The sequence below is a fragment of the Streptomyces sp. PsTaAH-137 genome (assembly GCF_003259365.1).
Taxonomy (GTDB): Bacteria; Actinomycetota; Actinomycetes; order Streptomycetales; family Streptomycetaceae; genus Streptomyces.
On record NZ_QLLY01000009.1, the window covers coordinates 221721 to 248316 of the forward strand.

General features: G+C 73.1%; 26 protein-coding genes. 12 read left to right on the forward strand and 14 right to left on the reverse strand.

Going from position 1 to position 26596, the window contains the following annotated elements; all coding sequences use genetic code 11:
- The first annotated feature begins 205 nt into the window (after positions 1 to 205).
- Positions 206 to 754: an ABATE domain-containing protein gene (locus K377_RS21475; protein WP_111665066.1), complete on the forward strand. Its 549-nt coding sequence runs from the start codon at positions 206 to 208 to the stop codon at positions 752 to 754.
- 206 nt (positions 755 to 960) lie between these two features.
- Here K377_RS21475 and K377_RS42340 read toward each other — a convergent pair whose 3' ends face one another.
- Together K377_RS42340 and K377_RS21485 are read right to left on the reverse strand one after the other, a co-directional pair.
- Positions 961 to 1278, reverse strand: a complete 318-nt coding sequence (locus K377_RS42340) for a cupin domain-containing protein (RefSeq protein ID WP_237551366.1) — start codon at positions 1276 to 1278, stop codon at positions 961 to 963.
- A 108-nt stretch (positions 1279 to 1386) separates the two neighbouring features.
- The gene (locus K377_RS21485) at positions 1387 to 1644 is read right to left on the reverse strand and encodes a helix-turn-helix transcriptional regulator (RefSeq protein ID WP_111665067.1); all 258 of its coding nucleotides are present in this window, start codon (positions 1642 to 1644) and stop codon (positions 1387 to 1389) included.
- Between the two features lie 296 nt (positions 1645 to 1940).
- On the opposite strand from K377_RS21485, the gene K377_RS21490 reads away from it, so the two are divergent.
- A complete protein-coding gene (locus tag K377_RS21490; protein WP_111665068.1) occupies positions 1941 to 3209 on the forward strand; it encodes a helix-turn-helix domain-containing protein in 1269 nt (422 codons plus the stop codon).
- A gap of 35 nt (positions 3210 to 3244) precedes the next feature.
- On the opposite strand, the gene K377_RS21495 is transcribed toward K377_RS21490, so the two are convergent.
- The gene (locus tag K377_RS21495; protein ID WP_111665069.1) at positions 3245 to 3820 is read right to left on the reverse strand and encodes a TetR/AcrR family transcriptional regulator; all 576 of its coding nucleotides are present in this window, start codon (positions 3818 to 3820) and stop codon (positions 3245 to 3247) included.
- 258 nt (positions 3821 to 4078) lie between these two features.
- Between K377_RS21495 and K377_RS21500 the strand changes: the two genes are divergently transcribed.
- Both K377_RS21500 and K377_RS21505 read left to right on the forward strand, forming a co-directional pair.
- Positions 4079 to 4495 carry a hypothetical protein gene (locus K377_RS21500; protein WP_111665070.1) on the forward strand — a complete coding sequence of 139 codons (417 nt, stop codon included), beginning with the start codon at positions 4079 to 4081 and terminating at the stop codon, positions 4493 to 4495.
- A gap of 165 nt (positions 4496 to 4660) precedes the next feature.
- Positions 4661 to 7453: a LuxR family transcriptional regulator gene (locus K377_RS21505; RefSeq protein ID WP_111665071.1), complete on the forward strand. Its 2793-nt coding sequence runs from the start codon at positions 4661 to 4663 to the stop codon at positions 7451 to 7453.
- Between the two features lie 78 nt (positions 7454 to 7531).
- Here K377_RS21505 and K377_RS21510 read toward each other — a convergent pair whose 3' ends face one another.
- The 6 genes from K377_RS21510 to K377_RS21535 form a co-directional block, all read right to left on the reverse strand.
- Positions 7532 to 10333 (reverse strand): LuxR C-terminal-related transcriptional regulator, encoded by a 2802-nt coding sequence (locus K377_RS21510; RefSeq protein ID WP_111665072.1) that lies wholly within the window; start codon positions 10331 to 10333, stop codon positions 7532 to 7534.
- Between the two features lie 144 nt (positions 10334 to 10477).
- Entirely contained in the window at positions 10478 to 11386 is a 909-nt protein-coding gene (locus tag K377_RS21515; protein WP_111665073.1) for a YihY/virulence factor BrkB family protein, read from the reverse strand.
- Positions 11376 to 11957: a hypothetical protein gene (locus K377_RS21520; RefSeq protein ID WP_111665074.1), complete on the reverse strand. Its 582-nt coding sequence runs from the start codon at positions 11955 to 11957 to the stop codon at positions 11376 to 11378. The genes K377_RS21515 and K377_RS21520 overlap by 11 nt, the downstream gene beginning before the upstream one ends.
- Complete coding sequence (locus tag K377_RS21525) at positions 11947 to 12888, reverse strand: DUF6286 domain-containing protein (protein WP_111665075.1); 942 nt, start codon at positions 12886 to 12888, stop codon at positions 11947 to 11949. Before K377_RS21525 ends, K377_RS21520 begins: the two co-directional genes overlap by 11 nt.
- Positions 12885 to 13076, reverse strand: a complete 192-nt coding sequence (locus K377_RS21530; protein ID WP_111665076.1) for a hypothetical protein — start codon at positions 13074 to 13076, stop codon at positions 12885 to 12887. The genes K377_RS21525 and K377_RS21530 overlap by 4 nt, the downstream gene beginning before the upstream one ends.
- A gap of 72 nt (positions 13077 to 13148) precedes the next feature.
- Positions 13149 to 13655 carry an Asp23/Gls24 family envelope stress response protein gene (locus K377_RS21535; protein WP_111665077.1) on the reverse strand — a complete coding sequence of 169 codons (507 nt, stop codon included), beginning with the start codon at positions 13653 to 13655 and terminating at the stop codon, positions 13149 to 13151.
- 217 nt (positions 13656 to 13872) lie between these two features.
- Between K377_RS21535 and K377_RS21540 the strand changes: the two genes are divergently transcribed.
- From K377_RS21540 to K377_RS21550, 3 genes are read left to right on the forward strand one after another with little or no spacing between them, the layout of a single operon-like run.
- On the forward strand, positions 13873 to 14457 hold the full coding sequence (locus tag K377_RS21540; RefSeq protein WP_258395092.1) for an RNA polymerase sigma factor: 585 nt from the start codon (positions 13873 to 13875) through the stop codon (positions 14455 to 14457).
- Entirely contained in the window at positions 14454 to 15068 is a 615-nt protein-coding gene (locus tag K377_RS21545) for an Asp23/Gls24 family envelope stress response protein (protein ID WP_111665079.1), read from the forward strand. Before K377_RS21540 ends, K377_RS21545 begins: the two co-directional genes overlap by 4 nt.
- Complete coding sequence (locus tag K377_RS21550) at positions 15065 to 15415, forward strand: hypothetical protein (protein WP_111665080.1); 351 nt, start codon at positions 15065 to 15067, stop codon at positions 15413 to 15415. The genes K377_RS21545 and K377_RS21550 overlap by 4 nt, the downstream gene beginning before the upstream one ends.
- 16 nt (positions 15416 to 15431) lie before the next feature.
- On the opposite strand, the gene K377_RS21555 is transcribed toward K377_RS21550, so the two are convergent.
- Positions 15432 to 17390, reverse strand: coding sequence for an acyl-CoA dehydrogenase (locus K377_RS21555; RefSeq protein WP_111665081.1), 1959 nt, complete (start codon positions 17388 to 17390; stop codon positions 15432 to 15434).
- A 180-nt stretch (positions 17391 to 17570) separates the two neighbouring features.
- On the opposite strand from K377_RS21555, the gene K377_RS21560 reads away from it, so the two are divergent.
- The 3 genes from K377_RS21560 (at position 17571) to K377_RS21570 (ending at position 20747) form a co-directional block, all read left to right on the forward strand.
- Positions 17571 to 19052, forward strand: a complete 1482-nt coding sequence (locus K377_RS21560) for an MFS transporter (protein WP_258395093.1) — start codon at positions 17571 to 17573, stop codon at positions 19050 to 19052.
- A complete protein-coding gene (locus K377_RS21565) occupies positions 19049 to 19609 on the forward strand; it encodes a TetR/AcrR family transcriptional regulator (protein ID WP_111665083.1) in 561 nt (186 codons plus the stop codon). The genes K377_RS21560 and K377_RS21565 overlap by 4 nt, the downstream gene beginning before the upstream one ends.
- Before the next feature lie 91 nt (positions 19610 to 19700).
- The gene (locus K377_RS21570) at positions 19701 to 20747 is read left to right on the forward strand and encodes an enoyl-CoA hydratase/isomerase family protein (RefSeq protein WP_111665084.1); all 1047 of its coding nucleotides are present in this window, start codon (positions 19701 to 19703) and stop codon (positions 20745 to 20747) included.
- Positions 20748 to 20761: 14 nt separating this feature from the next.
- Here K377_RS21570 and K377_RS21575 read toward each other — a convergent pair whose 3' ends face one another.
- Entirely contained in the window at positions 20762 to 21238 is a 477-nt protein-coding gene (locus K377_RS21575) for a nucleoside deaminase (protein ID WP_111665085.1), read from the reverse strand.
- A 106-nt stretch (positions 21239 to 21344) separates the two neighbouring features.
- Positions 21345 to 22130, reverse strand: a complete 786-nt coding sequence (locus K377_RS21580; RefSeq protein ID WP_111665086.1) for an SAM-dependent methyltransferase — start codon at positions 22128 to 22130, stop codon at positions 21345 to 21347.
- A gap of 190 nt (positions 22131 to 22320) precedes the next feature.
- Here K377_RS21580 and aac(6') point away from each other — a divergent pair, with 190 nt between their 5' ends.
- Positions 22321 to 22794, forward strand: coding sequence for an aminoglycoside 6'-N-acetyltransferase (gene aac(6'), locus K377_RS21585; RefSeq protein ID WP_111665087.1), 474 nt, complete (start codon positions 22321 to 22323; stop codon positions 22792 to 22794).
- Here the strand turns inward: aac(6') and K377_RS21590 are convergent.
- The gene (locus K377_RS21590; RefSeq protein ID WP_111665088.1) at positions 22731 to 23690 is read right to left on the reverse strand and encodes an EamA family transporter; all 960 of its coding nucleotides are present in this window, start codon (positions 23688 to 23690) and stop codon (positions 22731 to 22733) included. The genes aac(6') and K377_RS21590 overlap by 64 nt on opposite strands.
- 40 nt (positions 23691 to 23730) lie before the next feature.
- On the opposite strand from K377_RS21590, the gene K377_RS21595 reads away from it, so the two are divergent.
- A complete protein-coding gene (locus K377_RS21595) occupies positions 23731 to 24258 on the forward strand; it encodes a MarR family winged helix-turn-helix transcriptional regulator (protein WP_111665089.1) in 528 nt (175 codons plus the stop codon).
- 62 nt (positions 24259 to 24320) lie between these two features.
- Here the strand turns inward: K377_RS21595 and yicI are convergent, their stop codons facing one another.
- Positions 24321 to 26561 (reverse strand): alpha-xylosidase, encoded by a 2241-nt coding sequence (gene yicI / locus K377_RS21600; protein ID WP_111665090.1) that lies wholly within the window; start codon positions 26559 to 26561, stop codon positions 24321 to 24323.
- Positions 26562 to 26596: the final 35 nt, after the last annotated feature.

Sequence of the window (26596 nt, forward strand, 5' to 3'; positions counted from 1 at the left end):
CCGCTCTGTGCGGTTACGATCCTTGCACGGGTGCGGCTCACCGGTCAATGCGGTGATGAATGTCGCCGGGGATCCGTGGTGCGGTGCTGTGGCCGCCTCTGCGCGGCACGCTCGCGGCGCCCCCGCCCGCCCGGGGTGCGGGCATGCCGGATCACGGTGACGGGCGAGGCTTGCATTCTCGCCGGTCACTGGTCAGTATGGTTACGTGAATCATGCCTTTCCTTGTGGGACGCTCCCCCTCGACTTCGTCGGCACGCTGCGCGCGAGGCGCAACGACCTGCCGATGGAGAAGCTCGCCACCCCCGAGCTGCTCGACGACTGGTTCGTGGAGTCCGGCATGCTCGATCTGGCTCCCGGTGCGAGCGAGGTGGACCTCACCCTCGCCGTCGACCTGCGCGAGTCGATCTACTCGCTGGTCGCCGCCCGGCTGCACGACGAGCCGCTGCCCGCGGATGCCGTGGCCGAACTGAATCTGCAGGCGTCGGGGATGCCCGTGACCCTTCGGCTCGGCCCCGACGGTGCGACCCGCACCGGCTCGGTCGCCCAGGGCCTCGCGGCCCTCGCCCGGGAGGCCGTGGAGATCCTCGGGGGAGACGACGGAGCGCTGCTGCGCGAGTGCGCCCGCCCCGAGTGCACCCAGGTCTACCTCGACCGGTCGCGGGGACATAGGCGCGAGTGGTGCGCCATGCGGACCTGTGGCAACCGCGTCAAGGCCGCCGCCTACCGGGCCCGCCAGCACACCACCCAGGGCTGAACCGGCGGGCCGGTACGGTCAGCTGTCGCGCGGAAGGTCCTTGAGGTCGCCCGGCGTCGCGCCGGGCGGGCCGAGGATGACGTCCCCGAGCTCCTCGGTGATCGCCTGGAACAGCCCCATGTCCCATTCCGTCTCCGGAGTGGCCAGGTGGGCGGGCGTCCCCGCGCGCCGGATCAGCTCGGTGAAGCGGGCGGGCGAGCTGACCGTCAGGCCCGCGCACCGTCCTCGCCGGCCTTGATGGTGTGCGGGGTGTTCATGGGCACCCGGTAGAAGTCGCCGGAACGCAGTGTGTACGTGTCCGGGCCCGCCCATACGGTCAGCGTGCCCTCGACTATCCACAGGCGCTCCTCGTAACCGGTGTGCAGGTGCAGCGGCGTGCCCGAACCCGGCGGGAGGGAGACATCCGCGAGGTCGTGACGGCCGTCCGTCTCCTGCGCCGTCGTGAGGACGGACATCCGCAGGTGCTGCCCCAGGACGAACCGGCGGTCCTGAGGGACGGGCGGTGGGGAGGGGAAGTTGCTCATGGTGTGCGGCTCCTGGCTCAATCGGACACTGAGCGGGTCTTCGTTCGACGACGTGAGCATATACGCCGACGCGCGTCAGGTGTGCACATGTCCGAGCGTGTTCGTGTGTCACGTGTGTGAGCGGGTGTGAGCGTCCAGCCCGTCCAGGGCGTCGCGTACCGCTGCGCGCGTGGTGACACCCAGCTTCGGGAAGATCCGGTACAGCTGCGTGCTCACGGTTCTTCGGGGCAGGCCCGACAGCGCGCCGATCTCCTCCACCGTCAGGCCGGCCGCGGCCAGTTCGGCGATCTGCCGCTCCTGTCGAGTGAGGAGGCAGGGAGTGCGCGTGACGCGGGCCCGGCCGGTCAGCGTCGTCGTGGAAGACATGCTCGCTCCTTGTCCTGCGGTTCAGCCCGGTTCGGTGGCATGTCCCATGGTGGTGGGGGCGTGAGCCCGAGGCGATGGAGCCGCCCCGATGTTCCCGGCCCGGGAACCGTGGGGCTGCCCCTACAGAGCCTCGTGGTCGAACGCTCCGAACCGTTCACACGTGTGCCTCGCTCCGGCCGGCATGTGAGATGGTCCGGTGAACGATCGATCCAGAACTGCTAGGTTGGCGGGACTTGGAGACATGTGCGGAGGTATCCGGTGGGCGCTCCGCCGCGCCGCCGGCCCGCGAGGTGGGTATGGACAACATGATGTTCGGCCGGCTGCTGCGCGCGGCGCGACAGCGCTCGCTGATGACGATGGAGGGCCTCGCCGAAGCATCGGGTGTGAGCGGCCGCGCCATCAGCGACATGGAGCGCGGCCAGAGCCTGCCGCGCCCGTCGACCCTGAGCGTACTGATGGACGCGCTCGCTCTGGACGACGAGGAGCGCCGCCGCCTGACCCGGGCGGCCACCCGGCGCACGACCCGGACCGTGGCCGTCCCGCGCCAACTGCCGCCCGACCTCATGGTGTTCCGTGGCAGAACGACGGCACTCGCCGAGATCCACCGGTGCGCCGAACCGGTCCGGGCTCCGGGCGGGCACACCGTCATCGCCGCGATCGCGGGCATGGCGGGCATCGGCAAGACCACCCTCGCCGTGCACTGGGCCCACCAGGTCGCGGACCGCTTCCCGGACGGTCAGCTCTACGCGGACTGCCGCGGCTTCGACACCACCGGAAGCCCCCTCGACCCGGGCGAGGCACTCGGCGGCTTTCTGCACGCGCTCGGAGTGCCGAACGGCGACATACCCGCCACCACCGAGCAGCGCGGCATCCTGTTCCGGGAGCGGACCGCGTCCCGGCAACTGATCGTCGTACTCGACAACGTGCGGGACTCCGCACAGGTCAGACCGCTCCTGCCCGGTTCCGCGGAGTCACTCACCCTCGTCACCTCACGCAACCAGCTGTCCGGCCTCGCCGCGGTCGAAGGCGCCTCGGTGCTCACTCTGGACGTGTGGACACCGGACGAGGCCTGCGCCGCCCTCGCCGCGCGGATCGGTGAACGGCGCTGCCGCGCGGAACCCGAGGCCGCCGCCGAACTCGTCGCGTTGTGCGGCCGACTGCCGCTGGCCGTCGCCGTGATCGGCGCGCAGCTCGGCGCCACACCCCGGCTTCCCCTGCGTCTCGCGGTCGCCGAACTGCGCGCCACCCGGCCGCGACTGGACGGCCTGACCACCGACGACCAGCGCGTGGACGTCCGGGCCGCCTTCGCCTGCTCGTACCGGACACTCGACGAGGCGACCGCCCGGTTCTTCCGGCGCCTGGCGCTGCACCCCGGGCCCGTCGTGTCCATGGAGGCCGCCGCCGCACTCGCCGCCGTGGAGCTGCCGCAGGCACGACGCCGGCTGCGCGCGCTCACCGCGGCCGGCCTGATCTCACGGGACGCCGACGGGCACCACGTCCTCCACGATCTGGTCCGCGCCTACGGCAGCGAACTGGCCGATCAGGCCGGCGGTGTCGCCGAGTGACCCCATCGACTTCGGTGCCGGTCCCGGACCCGGGCTCACTCCAGGACACGCAGCGCCCCGGACACCGCCGACTCCAGAAAGTCCCGGTCGGCCCGCGCGTTGCCCATCACGTGCAGCCCCTGCGCGAAGGTGGTCAGGAAGCGGGCCAGCTCCGCCGGATCGTGCGCGGCGCGCAGCTCGCCCCGCGCCCGCGCGCGCCGCAGAGCCTCGGCGAGCAGGTGTTCCACGGCGGTCATGGCCGCCCGCACCCGCTCCACCGTGGCCGGGTGCCCCGCGCGTTCCGTGGCGGCGTTGACCAGCAGACAGCCCAGCTCCGGGTCCGCGAGGTCCGACGCGGCCAGAGCGAGCAACAACTCCCGCACGGTGGCGCGGATGTCGGCGTCGGCCCGTAAGTGCTCCGCGAGATGCCCGACCAGTCCGGCACAGTAGTGGTCGAGGGCACGCGCGTAGAGCCCCTCCTTGGAGCCGAACGCCGCGTAGAGACTGCCGCTGCCGATGTGCAGGCGCGCCGTCAGCTGCGGCATGGGCGTGGCATGGTAGCCCTGCCGGCGGAAGAGACCCATCGCCCGCTCCACTGCCAGGCCGGTGTCGAATCCGCGGGGGCGGGCCATGTGTGTCCTCTTCGTCCAGGTGTCACGCGCACACCGAACGGTCCCAGACAGTCCGGCGCTCGGCATGAGTCGATCGACTGCATGTCTGCGCACACTCCCGTGCAGGCTCTTAATTTAACCCGTGAAGTAATCGGTGGGGCTGTACTTCCGGGCTTCCGGGTCGGCATGGTGGAGCCCGCACACTTGCTCAGTCGCCCGCCCGGCCCGCGATCCGCGGCAGGCACCGAGGGCATCGACGGAAACGGTCCGAGGACACACATGCACCTGCATCTGAAGTATCCGCTGGAACCGGGCAGCGCACCTCGGCATGCGGCCGCCGTCGTCGAGGCCGCCCTGGACATCAGCGGCGCCGAGCTGGACTACAGCGCCGGCAGTATCGACCTCGTCGAGGACATCGTCGACAGCTTCCGCAGCGACGGAGCGACCTGCGACGAGATGGCCGAGTCCCTCGCCGAGTTCGGCTGTTACGTCGGCGAGATCCTGGTCCGGCACGCGGGCGGTGCCTGGCGCCACGCACCCGCCGGCCATCACCCGGTCCCGCTCGTCGTGGAACTGCCCGGGCCTCGCCTGTGCCACCCCGTCGACTGGGTCTTCCAGCGGCTAGAGCACGGGCCCGACGTCAGTATCAGCGCGCTGTACGCGACGGCCGTCCACGACGGAGCGCCCGACGCATGACCTCAGGTGTGCACACCTGACTGATAGGATCCCAGCGGATCGGGGAGCCGTCGCAGCACCACGTGTCACACCGGCCGAGAGCACGCGGCACACCACACTTTCTTCAGCACACCTGATGACACACTTGTGGCTCCCTGGGGGAGCGCCGGGGCAGGGGAGGACGCCATGAGTGCGCACAGGCAGTCCGACGACAGCGCACTGATCGGCCGCACGCGCGAGCGCGACCTGGTGGAGGCGATGCTCGACGCCCTGCCCGACGGCGGCCGGGTGCTGCGTCTCACCGGCGAACCGGGCTCGGGAAAGACCGCCCTCGTCCGGTTCGCGGCGCGAGCCGCGGCCCAGCGCGGCACACCGGTCCTGTCCGTGACCTGGGCCCCGGCCGAGCGAGACCTCGGGCACGCCGCCCTGCACGGGCTGCTCCACCCCGTGCTGCCCCACCTCGGCGACCTGCCGGGTTCCGAACGCGCCGCGCTGGCCTCGGCGTTCGGCGAAGCACCCGGCGAGCCGGAGCCTACGGTCCTGGCCCGCGCGGCACTCCGGCTCATCACTCGCCTCCCGGGGCCCGTCCTCGTGTGCGTCGACGACCTCGACCGCCTCGACCCCGCCAGCCGGGACACCCTCCGGGCGATGACCCACCTGTGCCACGACACCCGGGCCGGCATCCTCGTCACCGGACGCACCGCCGACGACCACCTCCCGGCGGACGCCCGCACCGTCGCCCTGCCGCCGTTCCCCGCCCGCCACGCCCGCGACCTCGTCCGCCGCCGGGGCCGGGCCCGAGCCCACACCGAGGAAGAGCTCATCCTCGCCGTGGCCGGCGGCAACGCCCTGGCCCTCACCGAACTGTCCCTCAGCGGCACCGGCCTGCCGGAAGCCGCCGGGTTCGGCATGCTGCCCGCGACCCCGCGCCTGGCCGACGCCTTCGCCGACGATCTGCGCGGACTGTCGGCCGAGGGCGACTCCGTCCTCCTCACCGCGGCACTGAGCACGTCCACGCTCGTCCGGGAGATCCTCGACGCGAGCGCCCGCCTGCTGGGCGACGCGGAGCATGCGCGAGCAGGTCTCGACGAAGTGCTGGCGCGTGGCCTCATCGCCGCGGAACCCGCGGAAACGGGGGCACCCGCGGAACCCGCCGAAAAGGTGGCACCCGCGGCGCCCGCAGAAACGGTGGCGCCTGCCGGACACTCCCACCTCCGGTTCACGCAGCCCCTGCTCCGCATCGCCGCCCTCCACCGCGTGCCCGCCACCCGCCGCATGACCGCGCACGCCGCGCTCGGCCACAGCATCACCGATCCCACCCGGGCCGCCTGGCACGCGGCCCAGTGCGCGACCGGCACCGACGAGGAACTCGCCCGGCGCGTAGAGGCATTGGCCGCGGGACCCCGGCCGGACACCAGCCTGCTGGTCGCGCTCGCCGCGCTGGAGACCGCCGCGCGGCTCTCCCCGGACCCCGAGCGCCGGGCGGGCCGACTGCTGCGCGCCGCCGAACTGGCCTGCCACTACGGCCTCGGCGACCAGGCCCGGCAGTACGCCCGCGGCATCGACCCCGCCGAACTCGGCGACCTCGGCCGGGCCATGCTCCTGTGGCTCCACGACCTCCTGCCCGGCAACCCCCCGGTGGGCGCCGAACGGATCGGCCAACTCTGCGCCGCCGCCCGCTCGGTCGCCGCCGGACATCCGGCACTCGCCCGGAAACTCCTGCACGCGGCCGCGGGCCGCTGCTGGTGGGAACAGGCCGCCGCTCCCGAACGCGAGATGGTCGTCGCCACCTTGAAGGAACTGCGCACCTCACCCTGGCAGCCGCGCGAACTCGCCGCCCTCGCCCTCACCGACCCGCTCTCGATCAGCCACACACCCCTGCGCGTCGCGGAACCGCCCACCCCCGACGAACAGCTCATCCTCGGCCAGGTCGCCCACCTCACCGGCGACCTCGAACGCGCCGGTCAACTCCTCGAAGCCGCCGAACGGGCTGCCCGGGCCACCGGACGCCACGGACGACTCCCGCACATACTCGGCGCACGAGCCCTCGGCGAGATCTGGCGAGGCACCCAGTGGAAGACCGCGCACACCATGGCCGACGAGGCCCGCACCATCGCCACCCGGCTGCGCCTCGACAACTACGGGGCCCGCGCCACCGGCGCCCTCGGCCTCATCGAAGCGCTCCAGGGCCACCACGACAAGGCGCTGGAACGCGCGGCCGCCATCGAGGGGGCCTCCCGACACCTCGGCCAGGGCCAGCACCTCAACCTCGCCACCCTCACCCGCGTACTGACCGCCTCCGGATCCGGACGCTACGCCGACGCCTACACCCAACTGCGGTCCTCGTTCACCCAACTGACCACGCCGTACTCGTTCCAGCAGTTCTGGGGCCTGGCCTTCTTCGTCGAAGCCGCCCTGCCCGCAGGCGAGGCCGAGGACGCCAGAACCGTCGTCAAGGAGATCGCCGACCGCACCAGCGGCGGGCGGGCACCCCTGCTCCGGCAGATCCTCGCCTACGCCGACGCGGCCCTCGCGCCGGACGAGGAGGCGGAAGCCCGCTACCGTGCGGCCCTCGACGGCGACATCGACCGATGGCCCCTCCTGCACGCCATGACCCGCCTGAGCCACGGCGTGTGGCTCAGGCGCCGTCGCCGCGTCGTCGAATCCCGCGCGCCCCTCACCGCCGCCGAGTCCCTCTTCCGGTCGCTCGGCGCCACCTCCCGGGCCGACCTCGCCGCCTCGGAACTGCGCGCCGCGGGCCGCACCGACAGCGCGCCCGACCAGGACAGCCCGGCCGCGGCACTCTCCCCGCAACAGCTCACGATCGCCCGCCTGGCCGCCGACGGCCTGACCAACCGCGCCATCGGGGAGCAACTCCACCTGTCGGCCCGCACGGTGGCCTCACACCTCTACCAGATCTTCCCCAAGCTGGGCGTCAACTCCCGCGCCCAGCTCGCACAGCGAACGGACCTGCGCTGATCCTCGTACAGAGACGTCCGTACGAGGATCAGGCGTCCAGGACCGGCCGCGACACCCCGGCCGTGGGCCGCTGCCGACTCACGCCCCGGCGCGCTCGTCGGACGACCTCAGCACGCCCGACAGCTGGGCCCGCACGGTCACCCCGAGCCGGGGGAAGATCCGGTACAGGTAGGCGCCGATCGTGCGCGGGGAGAGGCCCAGCTCCTCGCCGATCTGCCGGTTGGACAGGCCCCGCGCCGCGAGCCGGGCGATCCGCAGCTCCTGCGCGCTGAGCAGCCCGGCCGCCGGAGCGGGGCGCCCGCCGCCCGCCGTGGACGCATCCGTCCGCTGCCCCGAAGCCCGTAGCTCCTCGGTGATGCGCGTGACCCGGGCCTCGGCGCCCATCATGGCGAACGTGGCCGCCGCCTGACGCAGCGTCACACGGGAATCGGTGAACTCGTGCTGCCGCCGCAGCCATCGCCCGTGCGCCAGCCGCAGCGACGCCTCCAGGAACGGCCGGTGCGCCAGGTCCATGCGGAAGGCCCGTTCGTACAGCTCCGCCGCATGTCCGTCGTCCGCCAGGATCGCCTGCGCCACGGCGAGTTCGACCGCGACGAGCGGGGCCCGCTCCGGGCCCAGGTCCCGTTCCAGGGACAGCAGACGGGCGCGTGCCGTCCCGGCCGCGTTCACCGCGACCGCCGCCTCCGCGAACACCACGAGGGCGAACAGCGCCGGGGTGCAGCGTGCGGGATCGGCCAGGAGACGCGTGAGAGTGGCGTGACCGGCCGCCACGTCGCCGCTCTCGACCTGCGCCCATCCGGTGCCGACGGCGACGATCTCGTCCAGCGCGCTCACCGGCCCCCGCCCCGAGGCGAGGGCACCGGCGTCGACCGGCTCCGGCAGCGTGCCCGTCCGCAGCGCGCGCGTCAGGCGTTCGAGGATCTCCGCCGCGGCCCTGTCGTCGCTCAGCGCTCGCCGCTCCGCCTCCTCGCGCGACCGGCGGAACGCGGTCTCGGCCTGCCCCCAGTCACCCGTCACCAGGTGTGCGAGCCCTTGCCAGAGCACGGCGGCGGGCAGCCGGTCGGGCACGTCGTGGAACAGACACAGCCGCTCCGCCTGCCGGTGCAGATCCAGCGCTTCGAGCGGCGCTCCGGCCCGCAGCGCCGCCTCTCCCAGCCGTTCGAGATCGCGGATGGCAACGATGTCAGGGCCCCTGGAGGCCAGCCGTGCGAGGACCGTGGCGGCGCGGCGGACCGGCGCCGCGCTGGCCATGGCGTGCAGCAGACGCGGATCGCGGGCCACGTCCGACGGCAGCGCGTCGAGGTAGGCGAGGAGCGCGTCCGCGCGTTCCCGGTCGTCGGTGAGCAGCGGTGCGACGAGGTGGGCGAGCTCCAGCGCGCTGTCCGTCTCGGTCGCACCCACCGGTCTGGGCCAGCCGGCCGGGTCGGCCGTCGGGCCGCCGCCGTCGAGCCGCGTCAGGGTCTCGGCGTACAGGGAGCCGAGCGGTCCGAGGGGCCGGTCGAGCGCGTGGCGCGCCAGCGACCGGGAGGTGCGTGCCCACCCGGCGCCCCGGGCGAGCTGGGCGGCCCGCAGCAGGCAGCGCCCCTGGTCGTCCGGCGCGCTGTACAGAGCGGCCGCCCGGCGCAGCAGGCGCAGCGCCATGGCCGGTTCGTTCTGTCGCAGGGCCGAGCGGTGGACGTCCTCCAGACGGGCGGCGAGTCGTGGGTCGTGGCCCGTCACGGACTGGGACAGATGCCAGAGTTGCCGCACGGAATCCCGGGTGAGTTCCGCGGCGAGCGCCGCGTGCGCGCGACGGCAGTGCCGGCGGCCGGTGCCGTGCGCGACGGCGCCGGCCACCGCGGGATGGCCGAACTCCAAGCGCATCCCGTCGAAGACGACGAGTCCCTGGCGCTCGGCGGGCTCCACCACGGACAGGCTGAGCGCGTCGCCGCCGCGCATCCGGGAGGTCGCCGACAGCAGCAGCGGGATGTCCGCCGCCGGATGCAGCGCCGCCACCAGGAGCAGATCGCGCGTCGCCGACGGAAGTGTTGCCGCCCCGGGAGCCAGCGCGGCCGCCAGCCGGTCGGAGGACGCGGGCAGATGGGGAACGGAGTCGTCGGAGCGGGCGGGAAGTTCGAGGAGCGCCAGGGGATTCCCGGCCGCCCGCGCCAGCAGGTCCCGTACGGCCTGCGGATCGTGCCCGGGGCGCCGCGCCGCCAGCAGCGCGGCGGACTCGGCCGGGGTCATGGGCCCCAGGGACAGCACCGGGAGCCCTGCCGGAGGCGGGGAGCTCGTGGGATGGGCACGGGTTGTCATCAGCAGCCCCAGGGGATGCCCGGCGGCGCGGCGGGCGACGAACGTGAGCACGTCGGCGCTGGGGGAGTCCAGCGCGTCCCAGTCGTCGACCGCGATCAGCAGCGGCCGCACGGCGCTGACCGACTCCAGCACCTTGAGCACGGTGAACGGCAGCCGGTCCCGGTCCCGCCGAGCGGGCACACCGTCGACCAGCAGCGCCTCCAGGGCCGCCAGGTGCCCGCTGTCCGACGGCAGACGCGCGTCACCGAGCAGGGGCCAGAGCATCCGCAGCAGACCCGACAGATCCGACGGGGTGCCGCCGCGCACACCCGCGCAGCGCAGCACGGACATCCCCGCGGCCGTCCCCAGCGCGACGCCCGCCTCCAGCAGCTCGGACTTGCCCGACCCCGCCGCACCCCGGATCACGCGGGCCGCCCCGGCGGACGACGCGTCCCGCACGAACGTCCGCAGCAGCGCCAGATGCGCGTCGCGGCCGACGAGCCGGGCGGGCTCCGCCGGGTCGTGGTCCGCCGCGCCGACGGGCCGCAGGGTACGGCGGCCGCACTCCGGCCCCGCTGCGGACAAGGTGTCGATCCGGGTGTTCATGGGCGCTCCCTGTTCCAGGACACCGAGAACTCCCGACCGCACACGGGGAGCCCTCTCGTCGTGGTTCCCATCCCACCCGATGGGGGCGCGCGGCAACAGGCAGTTCGCATGCAGCTTGCCCAGCGCGCCCCGGCCCTGCGCGGGTCAGTCGGCGCTCTGCCGCTCCTCCAGGGTGAGCTCGGCCGTGAACTGCGCACCGGCGAGCAGCGCCAGATTGGACAGCCACAGCCAGATCAGGAAGACCACGGCACCGGCGAGGGAGCCGTAGAGCCTGCTGTACGTGCTCAGCGCGGACGCGTAGAGGGCGAACCCGGCGGAGACGACGAGCCACAGGGCCGAGGCCAGAATGCCGCCGGGGATGCTGTGGGCGCGCACCCGCGCCGCCACCGGGCCGGTGTGGAAGACGATGACGACCAGCAGGGCGACCACCCCGAGCAGCACCGGCCAGCGCAGCAGACTCCAGGCCCAGGAGACCTCGGTGCCGAACCCGAGCGTGCGGCCGAGCCCCTCGGCGACGGGCCCGGTCAGCAGCAGCACGAGGGAGCTCAGCACCAGCAGGCCGAGCAGCGCCAGAGCGGTGATCAGGATGCGGTGGGCCTTGTGCCAGGGCGAACGGCTGTCCGCCACCCGGTGCATACGGTGCAGGGCGCGGCGGAACACCGCGAGGTAGCTGGACGCGGACCACAGCCCGCTCACCAGACCGGCGATCAGCAGGGTCCACGCGGCCGTGCCGCCCTTGAGCGTCCGGGACAGCACGTCGTGGAGCTGCGTGCCCGACTCCGCCGGAGCGTAGGCGGTCACATGGGCGACGAAGGCCTCCGCCGTGCCCGGACTGATCAGGCTGAACCCGATGGCGGTGACCAGCAGCGAGGGCAGCACGGCGAGGATCGCGTAATAGGTGAGGGCGGCCGCGTAGTCCGACACGTCGTCGCGCCACATCGACAGGGGAGTGCGGCGCAGGGCGACGCGCCACTCCGGGGGAACGCGGGCGGCCCGCCATCTCGCGGTGAACGAGCGGGGACGGGCAGCGGGGGCGTGGGGTTCAGCGGACATGAGGCCTTCGGTGAGAGCGGCTGGTGAACCGGATGTGCATCCGGAGACGGTACGGGCTGAGCACGCCCTCCGTGTCGTGCGCGAGCCCGGTCAGGGCAGGCAGCACGGTGTGCGGAGAGGTGTCCTCCCGAAGTCGTACCCGCAGAACGACATCCAACCGCTGCCGCCGCACCCGGGTGTGTGCCCGGCAGCCCGCGACCCCGTCGACGGACGTCGCCCCGCGCACGAGGGCGTCCTCCAGCGCCCGGGCCCGCAGGCCGCTGCGCGGCGCGGACAGCGGCACGAGGCGGCGGAATCCGCTGCGCAGATGGCGTACGCACACGGAGGCGAGCAGCAGCGTCGCCACGATCGACACCGTCATGACGGTCGGCGTCCACCAGCCCTGCTCGCGCAGCGTGGTGAGCCGGCCGGCCGGCACGAGCGGGGCGTGCGGACCGGGGATGCTCCATCGTCCCGGCAGATCGGGGGCCCATGCCGCCCCGCCCGCCGACAGCCGGGCGGCCGCCGCGAGCAGCACCGCGCCGAGCACGGCGAGGGCGAGCCGGTTGAGGATCGTACGGCTACGAGGCATCGGCTGACGTCTCCTTCGTTGTGCGGTCCGCGGGCTCCCAGGAGTCGTCCGGCCGGACCCGGACCCGGAGTTTCAAGGGGCGCCGCAGGGCACAGGAGTCCAGCACACCGCGCGCCGCCTCCCGCACCCCGTCCCGCGCCGTGTCCCGCGGGCCGAAGGCGAGCCGGGCCCGGACCGTGGCACGCCGACGCCCCACCCGGACCCGCACCGGCCCGATGCCCGGCACGTCGCCCACCGCGTCGCGCACCAGGAGCGCGACCGCCGCCCGGTCCACGGCCGCCCGCACCCGAGGATCGGACGAGGAGACGGTGAGCAGCCCCCGACGGCCCGGGGCGAGCGCCAGGACGACCATGCCGAGGCCGAGCACGGCGAGCAGACCGGCCACCACGCGCACGGCCGGATCGGCGGAGCCGTGCCCCGTCAGCCAGTGCACGGACTCGGTGCGCCACGGCGCGGCGGGACGGTGCGCGAGGTGCACCAGGACGAGGTCGAGCGCGAGGGCGCCGCAGAGCACGGTGAGGACCAGCGTGAGCAAGCCCGCCGGCAGCCTGCGCGGCGACCACCACCGCAGCGGCATCCGGCCGGCGGGCACCGGCGTGTCGGACACCGGGGCGCTCCACCCGGGCCGCGCGGGGAGCAGGGCGGTGACCCCCACGCGCGGGGCGTCGACGTGCAGGCCCGTCAACTCCCGTGTGCGGTCCGAGACATGGGACTGCAACCGGCGGACCGTGTCGGACAGGGACGCCTGGCAGGGGAGGGCGACCTCCAGCGCCACGTCCGCGCGCCGTCCGCGTACCGTCGCCGTTCCCCTCGCCGTGTCCTTGGCGGGACGGATGCCCGTCGGCGCCGCCTCGACGGCGGCCCGCTCGGCGATCTTGCGTACCGCCCGCTCGGACACGACGGTCGTGCCCCGCCCGGCGGCCGCGGTCATCGACGGCTCCGCTCATAGGCGTCACGCAGGTCCTGGAGGCGGCCGCCGCCGTCGGCCCAGTGGCCCGCCGCGGCCCCGAGACCGCCGAGGGCGGCCACGAGCAGGAACGCCCCGAAGCCTCCGAAATATCCCGCGAAGGCCAGTGCCATGCCGACGGCCATCCCGATGAACGCCCTGCTCAACTGCACTTCCGTCCCCTCTCGCCCGGCGCTCTCACGCGCCGGGCACCGATCCGCCGACTGCTGTGCACCGCGGACCGGTCACTCCACGCGGGAGTCCGCGACCGGGGCCTCGGCGTCGTCCTCGGGCAGGTGGACGTCGTTGATCGTCACGTTCACCTCGACGACCTCCAGGCCGGTGACGCGCTCCACCGCGGAGATGACGTTCTCGCGCACATCGCGCGCCACGTCCGTGATCGGGACGCCGTACTCCACGACGAGGTCCAGGTCGATGGCGGTCTGCCGCTCGCCGACCTCGACCTTCACCCCGCGGCCGACGTTCGGACGGCCGCCCGGCACCCGGTCGCGCACCGCGCCGATGGTGCGCGACAGGCCCCCGCCCATGTCGTGCACACCGGGGATCTCGCGCGCCGCGATGCCCGCCACCTTCACCACGACGACATCCGCGATGGAGGTCCTGCCGCGGTCCGCGGCGGGCTGGTCGGCTCCGGTGGCACCACCGGAGACCGCCGTCGTCCGCACCGACGGCCCCGTGCGCACCGCCGGGACGTCCTTGGCTGCCGGCGCGCTCTGCGTGCTGGTGGTCATGATGTGGCCCTCTTCCTGTCGCGGATCACTGGCTGTTCGGTTGCGCTCGTTCCGATAGACCCGCCTGTGCCGCATCTGTGACGCGGTGGAACGAAGAATCTTTCTCCGCCGCGCCGGACGGAACCGGCGACCGGCGTCGGCCTGCCCGAAAATGCCGCGTAACAGAACGCCGCCCGGGTGTGTCCAACCAGCAGGACGAAACGAGAGGAGCCGCCCAGTGGCGGGGGCCCGCATCGACACCGCACCGCCGGACGGCAGGGGCGCGAGGGACGACACCCTGTTGGTGGCCCGTGCCGCCGAAGGGGACGAGGACGCCTTCGCGGACCTCGTGCAACGCCACGCACCGGCGCTGATCCGGCTCGCCACCCGGCTGCTCGGCACCCGCACGGAGGCCGAGGACGCCGTGCAGGACGCCCTCATCAGCGCCTGGCGGCGGCTGCCCGAGTTCCAGGGGCAGGCGTCCTTCGGGACCTGGACGTACCGCATCGTCACCAACCGCTGCCTGAACATCCTGCGCGGCCGCCGCCCCGCCGCTCCTCTGGAGTCGGCGGGGGAGGTGGCCGCGCCCGAGCACGCGGTGTCACCGGCCCGGATCGCCGAGGGCCGGGACGCGGTACGGGAACTGAGCCAGGCCCTCGACCAGCTGTCGGCCGAACAGCGCGCCTGCTGGGTGTTGCGCGAACTGGACGGCCGGTCCTACGAATTCATCGCGGACGCGGTCGGTATCAGCCAGGAGGCTGTCCGCGCCCGCGTCTTCCGTGCACGACGCTGTCTGACACAAGCGATGGGGGCCTGGCGATGACCGCTCACACAGAACCGCCCAACCCGCAGGACGACCTGGCGGACGACGAGCGGCTCGACTGCGGCCGGCCGCTGTCCCGGGTCTGGGAGTTGTGGGAGGAGCAGTCCGACGATCCCCACCTGCGCACCTGCCCCCATTGCCGGGAGGCCGTGGGCGACCTCGACCGGCTGGAGACGGCCGTCCGGGAGTTGCGCGAGGAGCCCGTGGAAGCCGGATACGACGCGTCGACGCTGACCCGGCGCGTCATGGACGTGGTCCGCCTCGAACTGCGTCCCGGTCGCCCGCTGCCGCTCGGCGAACCGGACGAGGACCTGTGGGTCATGGAGGCGGTGGCCGCCCGGACCCTGCGGGAGGCGGCCGAGACGGTGCCCGGCGTCCAGGCCGGCTCCTGCCGGCTGCGGCCCGCCGACGGCGCGGCCGCCGACCGTGTCGAGGTGCGCCTGGAGATCCACGCTCCAGCCGACGCCAACCTCCCGGACCTCGCGGAGGACGTCCGTGTCCGGGTACGGGACACGGCGGACCGGCGCCTCGGCATGGAGATCGCGTCGGTGGACATCCGTATCACCGACCTCACCCACAGCACCGACGATCAGGAAGGCGGCAGGCGATGACCCAGCACACCCTGCCCGGCACCCTCTCCGAGGGCATCGCCCGGGCCGTGGCGGACCTGCCCGACGTCGCTTTTCTCAAGCCCGACCTCGCCGGCCGGCTGCGCACCGCGCTGTCCCGCTCGGCGCCCGCGGACCCGGCTCCGTCGTCGGCAGGGGTACGGCTGACCGGGCCCGCCGACGGCACCGGGCCGTGGCGCGTCGAGATCCAGCTCGTCGCGCGCGGGCGGGCCCGCACCGTGGACGTCGCCCGCGCCGCCCGCCGCGCGGCCGAGGAGCACCTCGCGGCGGCGCTCCCGGACCAGGCCGTCCGGGCCCACGTCACGGTGACGGTGACCGGACTGGTCTGAGCCGGTACGACCGGGCTCAGCCCACCAGGTCGGGCGAGCGCAGCATCTCCTTCGGGATGCCCCAGGCGTCGACGAGATCGACGGCGAGCGGCCTGACCTTGCGGCACAGGCCGTTGATCTCACGGCTGATCGCCTTGGAACGCTGGATCGTGAGCCGGCCGTGCTCCATGAACCAGGCGCGGTCGGCCTCGATCGTGGACAGCGCGAACAGGTCGCACAGCAGCCCGAGCGCGACCTTGTTGTCGTCGTCGGGCAGTGTCCGCACCCGCTCGACGAACGCCTCCAGGACCAGCCGCTCGACGTGGACGCGCGCCACCGCGATGACGTGGTCCTGCACATGGGAGAAGACGACACCCGGCTCGCGCTCCTGGTCCATCCCGCGCTTGAGGCGACGGGCCAGACCGGCCAGCATGTGCTCCTCGCGGAAGCGGACCATGGCGAGCTGGTACTCCGAGTCGAGCAGCCCGGCCTCCTGGTCCCACTCGTCACCGCCGGGCAGCAGATCGCGGACCCGCTCCAGGAGCTTGTGCACCGAGGTCTTCTCGATGACCGTCTCGACGGCCTGCCCGGTCACGAACCGCACCATGCCGAGCTGGTCCATGTCCTCGAACTCGTGCGCGTAGTTGGTGAGGAGCCCCTTGGCCACGAGTTGCAGGAGGACGTGGTTGTCACCCTCGAACGTGGTGAAGACGTCGCTGTCGGCCTTGAGGGCGGCGAACCGGTTGACGGCGAGATATCCCGCGCCGCCGCACGCCTCGCGGCACTCCTGGATGGTGCGCGTGGCGTGCCAGGTGCCGAGCGCCTTCGTGCCCGCCGCCCGCGACTCCAGCTCGCGCCGCGCCTGCTCGTCGTCCGTCCGCCCGGAGAAGACCTCGTGGAGCTGGGTGCGGACCACGTCCTGGGCGAAGTGCAGGGCATAGGTACGGGCGACGAGCGGCAGCAGGCGGCGCTGGTGCATCCCGTAGTCGAGCAGCAACTGCTCCTCGGTGTCCGGGGCCGCGTCGAACTGGCGGCGGCGCACGGCGTACTTCGTGGCGATCGCCAGGGCCACCTTCGCCGCGTTGATCGCGCCGCCGCCGACGCTGACCCGGCCCTGCACGAGCGTGCCGAGCATGGTGAAGAAGCGGCGGCCCGGGTTCTCGATGGGGCTCTCGTAGACGCCCTCGGGCGTGACGTCGGCGAACCGGTTGAGCAGCGCCTCCCGCGGCACCCGCACCCCGTCGAAGGAGATCCGCCCGTTGTCGACGCCGTTGAGCCCCATCTTGCGGCCGTCGTCCTCGATCCGGACGCCCGGCGCCGGTGCGCCGTCGACCCGGACCGGCACGACGAAGGCGTGCACGCCCTTGGCTTTGTCGCCCACTTCGAGCTGGGCGAAGACGACGGCCAGTTCCGCGTGGCGGGCGGCGTTGCCGATGTAGTCCTTGCGGGCCGCCTCGCCCCGCGTGGTGATGACGAACTCCCGGCTGTCCGCGTCGTACGTCGCCACCGTGCCGAGCGCCTGGACGTTCGAGCCGTGCCCGGTCTCGGTCATCGCGAAGCAGCCCAGCAGTTCGCCGGTGATCAGCTTCGGCAAATAGGCCCGATGGTGGCGCTCGGTGCCGAGGTGCAGGATCGCACCCCCGAACAGACCGAACTGCACGCCCACCTTCACCAGCAGCGACAGATCGCCGAACGCGAGCGTCTCGAACGCGGCGATCGACGCGCCGATGTCGCCGCCGCCCCCGTACTCCTTCGGGAAGCCCATGCCCGTCTGGCCCGTCGCCGCCAGCGCGACGGCGAGCTCGCGCACCCGCTCACGGAACGCCTCGATGTCGAGCTCCTCGGCCTCTTCGAGAACGGAGGCGTGCTTCACGAGGTTCGTCCGGACCAGCTCGCGGATCTCGGCGTACTCGCCGTCGAGCACCCGGGTGAGCGCCGGTACGTCGATGTCCGGCCGGGTGTAGCCGCCGGAGGGCGTGGAGGTGTCGGTGATCATGGACCCCTGGTACCCCGTACCGGCATCGGTCAAGCGGTGCGTTCCCGTTGGCGCACGGCACTGAGGCAGGTATCACGGCGTCGAGCGGTGAGGACGGCGCCGTCCTCATGTCATCATGCAATGACATCGCTTGATGACAAGAATGGGAAGCCCTCCTTGCAGCCCTCCATACCGGCGTCCGTGTCCACCCCCGACACGGCGGCTCCCGCGCTCCGCCACCCGCGGGCCCTGGTGCCCGTCCTCGTCTCGCTCGGCATGCTCGTGGCCGTCGTGAGCAGCCTCGGCGCCCCGCTCATCCCGACCATCGCCGCCGAGGACCACGTGTCCGTCGCCACCGCGCAGTGGGCGCTCACGGTGACGATGCTCGTCGGCGCCGTGGCGACGCCGGTGATGGGACGCCTGGGTGACGGCCCGCACCGCAAGCGGGTCATCCTCGGCGGGCTCGGCTTCGTCCTCGTCGGCAGCGTGCTGGCGGCCCTCCCCGCCGGGTTCGCCTGCCTGCTCGTGGGCCGGGCCCTCCAGGGCGTCGGCATGGGACTGGTCCCGCTCGCCATCGCCACGGCCCGGGACGCGCTGCCCGACACCAAGGCCCGCTCCGCCGTGGCGACGCTCTCCCTGACCACCGCCGCGGGCATCGGGCTCGGCTACCCGATCACCGGCATGTTCGCCGAGTACCTCGGCATGTACGCGGGCTTCTGGTTCGCGGCCGCCACCGCCGCCGCGGCCCTGACCGCCGCGCTGATCGTCGTGCCCCGCGCCCCGCACCGCCCCAGCGTCCCGATGGACGTCCCCGGCGCGCTGCTGCTCACCGGCGGCATGGCCGCCCTGCTGCTGACCCTCGCCGAAGGGGAGCGCTGGGGCTGGACCTCGGCGGGGCTGCTCGCGCTGGCCGCCGCGGCCGTCGTCCTGCTGGCCGCCTGGATCGGCCACTCGCTGCGCAGCACCCACCCCCTGGTGCGGGTCCGCCTCGTCAAGGACCGCGGCGTCCTCGTCGCCAACCTGACCACGATGGTCGGCGGCGTCGGCACCTACCTCCTCATCGCCCTGGTCACCCGCTACGTCCAGACCCCGACCTCCGCCGGATACGGCTTCTCCGCGTCCATCGTCGTCACCGGGCTGCTCCTCGTGCCGTTCTCCGCCGCGAGCCTCCTGACCGGGCGCCTGGTACGGATGCTGGGCAGCGCGGCCACGCCCGGCCGGATGCTCCCGCTCGGCTGCCTGCTCTCGCTCGGCTCCCTGGTCTGCTTCCTGCTGGCCCGCTCCAGCCTGTGGGGCATCGGCACGATGATGGCGCTCGCCGGACTGGGCGTCGGCGTCACCTTCGCGGTCACCCCCGGCCTGATCGTCGCCGGAGTGCCCGCGAGCGAAACGGGCAGCGCCATGAGTTTCAATCAGGTCGTGAAGTACATCGGATACTCGACCGGCAGCGCGCTCAGCGCCGTCATCCTCCAGTCCGCCACCGCCCCCGGCGCGAGCCTGCCGACCAACGACGGCTACCGCACCGCGGGCCTCGTCGGCTGCGCCGCGTTCGCCGTCACCGGCATCATCGCCGTCGCCCTCACCCGCGGCGGCCCCCGGCCGCGCCCGTCCGTCGTCGCGGCGGTCCAGGCGGCACCCGCCGTGGCGGCCGACCCGGCACCGTCCGCCCAGGCCCGCCCGTGAGCACGGCGCGCAACTCCGCCCGCAGCAGGGAGGCCCTGCTCGCGGCGGCCACCACCCTCTTCTCCGAGCGCGGCTACGACCGTACGACCATCCGCGAGATCGGCGAACGGGCCGGCGTCGACCCGTCCCTGATCGCCCGCTACTTCGGCAGCAAACCGCTGCTGTACGTGGAGGTGCTGCGGGCCGAGCACGGCGACGACCGCCCGGACGACCTGCTCACCGAACCCCGCCTGCGCGAGGTGGCCCGGCGCGCTCAGCGACGCGGGCCGGTGCCGCTGCTGCGGGTCGCCGTCGAACCGCTGAGCGACAAAGCGGCCCAGGAGGCCACCCGGGCGGCCCTGCACGACCGTCTGGTGGAGCCGTTGCGGGACCGGTTCACCCGGGAGGGCCGGGACCGCCCCGGACTGCGCGCCGACATCCTGGTCGCGGCGGTCTCCGGGGTGCTGCTGGCCCGGCACTCCGGCGCCTTCGACGAACTGGCCGAGGCCGAGGTGGACGAGGTCGTCGACATCCTGCTGGAGACCTTCGACGCGGACGGCTCCACCGGCACCGGGTGACGGCGAGCCGTCCCGGCAGGGGGCGCCCGGCCGCCGTACGACGCGGGTGATAGAGATGGGCCAGCCGTGATCTTCACCGGAAGGACTCGTGTTGACCCCCGACGCCGCCCCCGTGCTCACCGCCGTCGACGGACACGCCGCGCGCATCACCCTCAACCGGCCGAGGGCGCTGAACGCCCTGACCCCCGCCATGATCGACGGCCTCGCCGCGGCGCTCGACGCCTGGGAGCACGATCCCGCCGTGCGGACCGTCGTGCTCGACGGGGCGGGCGAGCGCGGGCTGTGCGCCGGTGCCGACATCCGCCTCTTCCACGCCGATGCCCGCAGCGGTGACCACACCGCGTCGGAGGCGTTCCTGCGCGCCGAGTACCGCCTCGACTCCCGTATCGCGCACTACCCGAAGCCGTACGTCGCCCTCATGGACGGCATCGTGATGGGCGGTGGCGTCGGCCTGTCCGCGCACGGCGCCGTCCGTGTCGTCACCGAACGGTCGAAGGTCGCGATGCCGGAGGTCTCCATCGGGCTGGTCCCCGATGTCGGCGGCACGTACCTGCTGGCCCGCGCGCCGGGCGAGCTGGGCACCCACCTCGCCCTGACCGGCCTGGCGGCCCAGGGCGCCGACGCGGTGCTGTGCGGCCTGGCCGACCACTTCGTCCCGTCGGACGCGCTGCCGGACCTCCTGGCCGATCTGGCCCGTGAACCGGCGCCCGACGCCGTCGCGCGCCACGCCCGGCCGGCCCCCGAGGGCGCGCTCGCGGGGGAGCGGTCCTGGATCGACGCCTGCTATGCGGCCGACACCGTCGAGGAGATCGTCGACCGGCTCTTCTCCTGCGGCGAACCCGCCGCCAAGGAAGCCGCCGAGACACTGCTGGCCAAGTCCCCCTCGGCCGTCAAGGCGACGCTTGAGTCGCTGCGCCGCGCGGCCCGACTCGACTCCCTGGAAGCCGCCCTCGACCAGGAGTTCCGGGTGTCGTGCGCGGCCCTGGACACGCACGACCTTCCGGAGGGCATCCGGGCCCAGATCATCGACAAGGACCGCGACCCGCACTGGCGCCCCGCGACGCTCGCCGAGGTCACGCCCGACCAGGTGGAGCGGTACTTCACGGCGCTGGGGGAGCGGGAGCTCGGCCTGGCCTGAGGCCGGGCCAGGGCTCAGGCCCGGTCGGCGAGACGGCGGTGCAGGGCCTGCACGACGGGCACCAGCGCGTCGACCGGCCCCTCGACCTGCACCGACGGCGCGACCTCCTGCACGGACAGCGCGCGCACCGGCGCCTGGGGGCGGCCCCATGCGGACAGCCACTCGGTCAGCTGGGCCGCCGAGGCGACGTACACGATCCGGCCGAGACCGACCCAGGCGTGCGCGGCCGAGCACATCGGGCAGTGCTCGCCGGAGGTGTACACGGTGGCGTCCTGCCGCTCCTGCGGCGTGAGGTTCTCGGCCGCCCAGCGGGCCAGCTCGAACTCCGGATGCCGGGTGGCGTCACCGTCGGTGATCCGGTTGCGGTCCTCCGCCCGGACCGTGCCCGCGCCGTCCACCAGCACCGACCCGAAGGGTTCGTCACCGGCCTCCAGCGCCTCGGTGGCCAGTTCCACACAGCGGCGCAAGTGGGTCAGTTCACGCTCGTCCATCGGGGCCTCTTTCTGCCGGTGCCAGGGGGCGGGGGAGCCGCCCATGCTGGCACAGGCCGGGGCCGCGGACCCGGCGCCCCGGCCGTCCGGAACGCCGTGCGGCTGGTCAGGAGACGCGCGCCACGCCGACGTAGAAGCCGCTCAGCTCCGGGGTGGGCGCGGGCGTGTCCTTGTACCAGTACGTGGCCGTGACCAGACCCGGGTCCACCATCTCCAGTCCCTCGAAGAACGGCTCCACCTCGGCCTTGGTCCGCATCCGCAGCGGAATCTCGCCCTTCTTGTACGTGGACTGCACCGACTTGACGAGATGCGGGTGCTCGTCGGTCGTGCCGTGGGAGAGCACGAGGTAGCTGCCCGACGGCAGTGCGTCGACGAGGGTCCGCGCGAGGCTGTAGGGGTCCTCCTCGTCGGTGATGAAGTGCATCAGCGCGATCATCGACAGCGCGATCGGGCGGCTGAAGTCCAGGAAGGTGCGCGCGTGGTCGAGGATCGCCTCGGGCCGCCGGACATCCGCCTCGATGTAGTCCGTCGCGCCCTCCGGGCTGCTGACCAGCAGCGCCTCGGCGTGCCGCAGCACGATCGGGTCGTTGTCGACGTAGGCGACGCGGGCCGACGGCAGGATAGCCTGCACGATCTGGTGCAGGTTGGGCTTGGTCGGGATGCCCGTACCGATGTCCAGGTACTGGTCGACGCCGGTACCGGCCAGCCAGGCGGCGGCGCGGTGCATGAAGGCACGGTTCCGCATGGCGTTGTCCCGCGCCTGCGGCGGCAGCTTCTGGGCCACTTCCTGATCGACGGGGTAGTTGTCCTTCCCGCCCAGCAGCCAGTCGTAGACGCGGGCCGGATGCGGCCTGCTCGTGTCGATGCGGCTCGGGGAGGAATGTGCCGTCATGCCTGGCTCCAGCGTGGATCGGATCGCGGACCGGTTCACCGGAGACCATGCCGCTCCCGGTGAGGCCGTAGAGGTCTCCGTGATTATGGCACTGGCCACAGGGTTACGCAGAGGCATCGGTGGAGGTGGCCGGGCTCATCTCCCGTGCGGCGGGCGCCCGTTGATCCGGCTCCCCGTGGAGAATGGGAGCATGGAGTTGCGTGGGAACAAGGTCGTGCTGCGCCCGGTGACCGACGGTGACACGGAGATCCTGGACCGGATCGTCCGGGAACCGGAGGTCGCCGCGTGGTGGCCGCCCCCGGACGACTACGAGGGCAAGCTGGCGGTCGTGCGCGAGGGAGAGGTCATCGGCCTCGTCCAGTACGACGAGGAGGACGACCCCGAGTTCCGCCGGGCCGGCATCGACCTCTTCCTGACGGCGAAGCACCACGGGGAAGGGCTCGGGGCCGACACGGTGCGCACGCTGGCCCGGTGGCTCGTGGAGGAGAAGGGTCATCACCGGCTGACCATCGACCCCGCCGCGGCCAACACCGTGGCGATCCGCTGCTACGGCAAGGTCGGGTTCAAGCCCGTAGGGGTGATGCGCTCCTACTGGCGCAATCACCGCACCGGTCGCTGGGAGGACGGGCTGCTGATGGATCTGCTCGCCGACGAGCTGACCTGAGACACGGCTGTCGGGTCCGGAGCCACGGAGGGGGAGCGTCCGGCGCGGGCCGCACGGGCCGGACGGCCGAGGAGCACGCCCGTCAGGACCAGTGCGAGCCCGCACAGTTGGCGGCCAGTCAGCTCCTCCCCGGCGATCAGGACGCCGCAGAGCACGCCCGTGACGGGGTTGAGGAGGCCGATCAGTCCCACGGTGCCCGCGGGCAGATGGCGCAGGCCCGTGAACCAGGCGGTGAACGCCAGCGCCGTGGCCACCAGGGACACGAAGGCGAAGGCGAGGAGCGCGGAGGGGGAGAGCGCCGGCGGCGCGCCCTCCGTGACGGCGGCGAACGGCAGCAGGAACAGGCCGCCGGCGACGAGCTGCCAGGAGGTCGTGGCGATCAGGTCGGTGCCGTCGCTCCAGCGCTTCGTCAGCAGATGCCCGAAGGACGACACGAGCACGGCCGTCGCCGAGGCGAGCACGCCCGGCACGCTCGCCGCCACCGCCCCGGTGAGCAGCATCAGGCACACGCCGCCGAGCCCGATCACCGCGCCGGTCAGATGCGCGCCCCGCGGCCGCTCGGCCAGCAGTGGCCAGGCCAGGAACATCATGGTCAGCGGCGAGGCGGCCATGACGGTCGAGGCGACGCTCGCGGGCAGCAGCTGGGAAGCGGCGTAGACGAGGGTGAAGAACACGCTCACGTTGACCAGGCCCAGCACGGCGGAGCGCCACCACCACGCGCCGCGGGGCCGCTGCCTGCGCAGGGCGAGCAGGACGAGGCCCGCGGGCAGGGCCCGCAGCGCGGCGCCGTACAGCGGACTGTCCGCGGGCAAGTAGGACCGCGTCACGTAGTAGTTGGCGCCCCAGGCCACCGGGGCGACAGCGGTGAGCGCCACCCACCGAAGATTGGCTTCCATGGAAGCTAATATAGCTTCCCGGGAAGTTAATATGGGAGGCATGGACGACCAGCAGCCGAAGGACCGTGTGGCCCGCATCCAGGACGAGTGGCGGCGCGAGCGCCCCGAGCTCGACGTCACGCCCCAAGGGGTGATCGGCCGCCTGCACCGCCTCGCGGACCGGCTCGGCGAGGAACTGCGCCTCGTGTACGGCCGGTACGGCCTGAGCGAAGGAGAGTTCGACGTGCTGTGCGCCCTGCGGCGGGCGGGCGAGCCGTACGAGCGGGCGCCCGGTGAACTGGCCGCGCACACCATGGTCACCACCGGCGCGATGACGAAGCGGATCGACCGCCTGGAGAAGGCCGGACTGGTCACCCGGCGGCGCTCCGCCGACGATCAGCGGGGCCGGATCGTCGCCCTCACCGGACCGGGACAGGACCTCATCGACCGGGCCTTCACCGAGCACATGCACAACGAACGGCGCCTGGTGGATCTCCTGACCGCCGCCGAAGCGGCCTCCCTCGAAACCCTCCTGACCTCGTGGCTCGCCCACCTGGAGCCCTCGCGCCCCGCCGACGGGCGTCCGTAGAAACACGAGCGCCGCCCGGAGCAGCCATGTGCTCCGGACGGCGCTCGGCCGCTGGGGGTCCGCTACCGCACGGAGCGCACCACCGAGGGAACGTCCCGGCCCTGTGGCGCGGTCACGGTCACCGCTCCCGCCGCGTCCCGCACGACCTCGTACGTGGCCGCCTCCCGGCCCTGGTGGTCGGGGACCGACACGGTCACCGTGCCGTGCTCCGCGCCGCCGGGCGCGACGAGCAGGGACAGGTCCGCCAGCCAGTCGCCGTCGGGGCGGCTCGTGTCCGCGCCGAGCGGCAGCACCGCGCCGGGCCGCACGTACACCGGCAGGCTGTCGAAGCCGTGCCGCTCGCTGCGCCAGGCCGGGCCCTGCACCTGCTCACCGGTGAGCAGGTGCGTCCAGGTGCCCTCGGGGAGGTAGTACTCCACGTCGCCGTCGGCCGAGAACACCGGCGCGACCAGCAGGTCCGGGCCGAGCATGTACTGCCGGTCGAGGACGCGGGCGGTCGGGTCCCCGGGGAAGTCGAGCAGCATCGGGCGCATCAGCGGGACACCCGTGCGGTGGGCCTCGACGGCAGCCCCGTACAGGTACGGCATCAGGCGGTGCTTGAGCTCGGTGAACTGCCGGGCCACGTCCACCGCCTCGTCGCCGAACTCCCACGGCACGCGGTACGAGGACGAGCCGTGCAGCCGGCTGTGCGAGGAGAGCAGGCCGAACTGCAGCCAGCGCTTGAAGACCGCCGGGTCCGGGGTGCCCTCGAAGCCGCCGATGTCGTGCGACCAGAACCCGAAGCCGGACAGCGACAAGGACAGACCGCCGCGCAGCGACTCGGCCATGGCGCCGAACGACGACCAGCAGTCGCCGCCCCAGTGCACCGGGAACTGCTGCCCGCCCGCCGCCGCGGACCGCGCGAACAGCACGGCCTCGCCGCTGCCGCGCTCCTTCTCCAGGAGGTCGAAGACGACCTTGTTGTACAAGTGCGTGTAGTAGTTGTGCATGCGCTCCGGGTCGGACCCGTCGTGCCAGACCACGTCCGTGGGGATGCGCTCGCCGAAGTCCGTCTTGAAGCAGTCCACTCCTTGGTCGAGGAGCACCTTCAGCTTCGCCTGGAACCAGGCGCACGCGTCGGGGTTCGTGAAGTCCACGAGCCCCATGCCGGCCTGCCACAGGTCCCACTGCCAGATGTCGCCCTCGGCGGTCCGCACCAGGTACCCCAGCTGTGCGGCCTCGTCGAACAGCGCGGACTTCTGGGCGATGTACGGGTTGATCCACACGGAGATCTTCAGGCCCCGCTCCTTGAGCCGGGCCAGCATGCCGACCGGGTCCGGGAAGACGTCCGGGTCCCAGGCGAAGTCCGACCACTGGTACTCGCGCATCCAGAAGCAGTCGAAGTGGAAGACGGACAGCGGGATGTCGCGCTCGGCCATGCCGTCGACGAACTTCGTCACCGTCGCCTCGTCGTACTGCGTGGTGAACGAGGTGGTCAGCCACAGGCCGAACGACCAGGCCGGCGGGAGCGCCGGACGGCCGGTGAGCGCGGTGTAGCGGCGCAGCACGTCCTTGGGCTCGGGGCCCGCGACGACGTAGTAGGTCAGCGTCTGGTCCTCGACGCTGAACTGCATCTGCCCGACGGACTCCGAGCCGATCTCGTAGCTGACCTTGCCCGGGTGGTCGACGAAGACGCCGTACGCGCCGGTGGGGGAGACGTGCAGGCTGAACGGGATGTTCTTGTACGCCTGCTCGCTGCTCGTGCCGCCGTCGGCCTGCCACATGTCGACGACCTGGCCGTTCTTCACGAACGGCGTGAAGCGCTCACCGAGCCCGTAGACCTGCTCGCCGACGCCGAGGGACAGCTGGCCGGCCATGTGGTGGGCGCCGTCGCCCGTGGTGAGGAAGGCGGTGCCCTTGCGGCCCACGGAGGCGACCTCGCGGCCCTCCGGGTCGCGGAACGACAGGGTCCACGGCGCGCCCGTGTCCAGGCGGACGCCGAGCGCGCCGCTGGTCAGCTCGACGACGTCGCCGTCGCGGCGCACCCGGCCGACGCCGGTGTCCGCGCCGGGCAGGGCGAAGTCGGGGCCGCGGTGCCTGCGGCCCGCCAGGTGCGTGACGGTGACGCCGATGACGCCTTCGGCGGGGGAGAAGCAGTCGACGGTCAGGAGCGGGGCGTTGAGGGTGTCACCGCGCCGCTCGACCCGCTTGACCGCGGCGAACGCGGTGAAGCGGTCGTCGCCGGCGCGGACGTCGCGTACCTCGGTGGCGTACGAGGCATCGACCCCGTCGCGCATCAGCCAGAAGCCGTCGGTGAACTTCATCATCTTCCTTGGGGGTGCGGGGGGTGGTGCGGGAT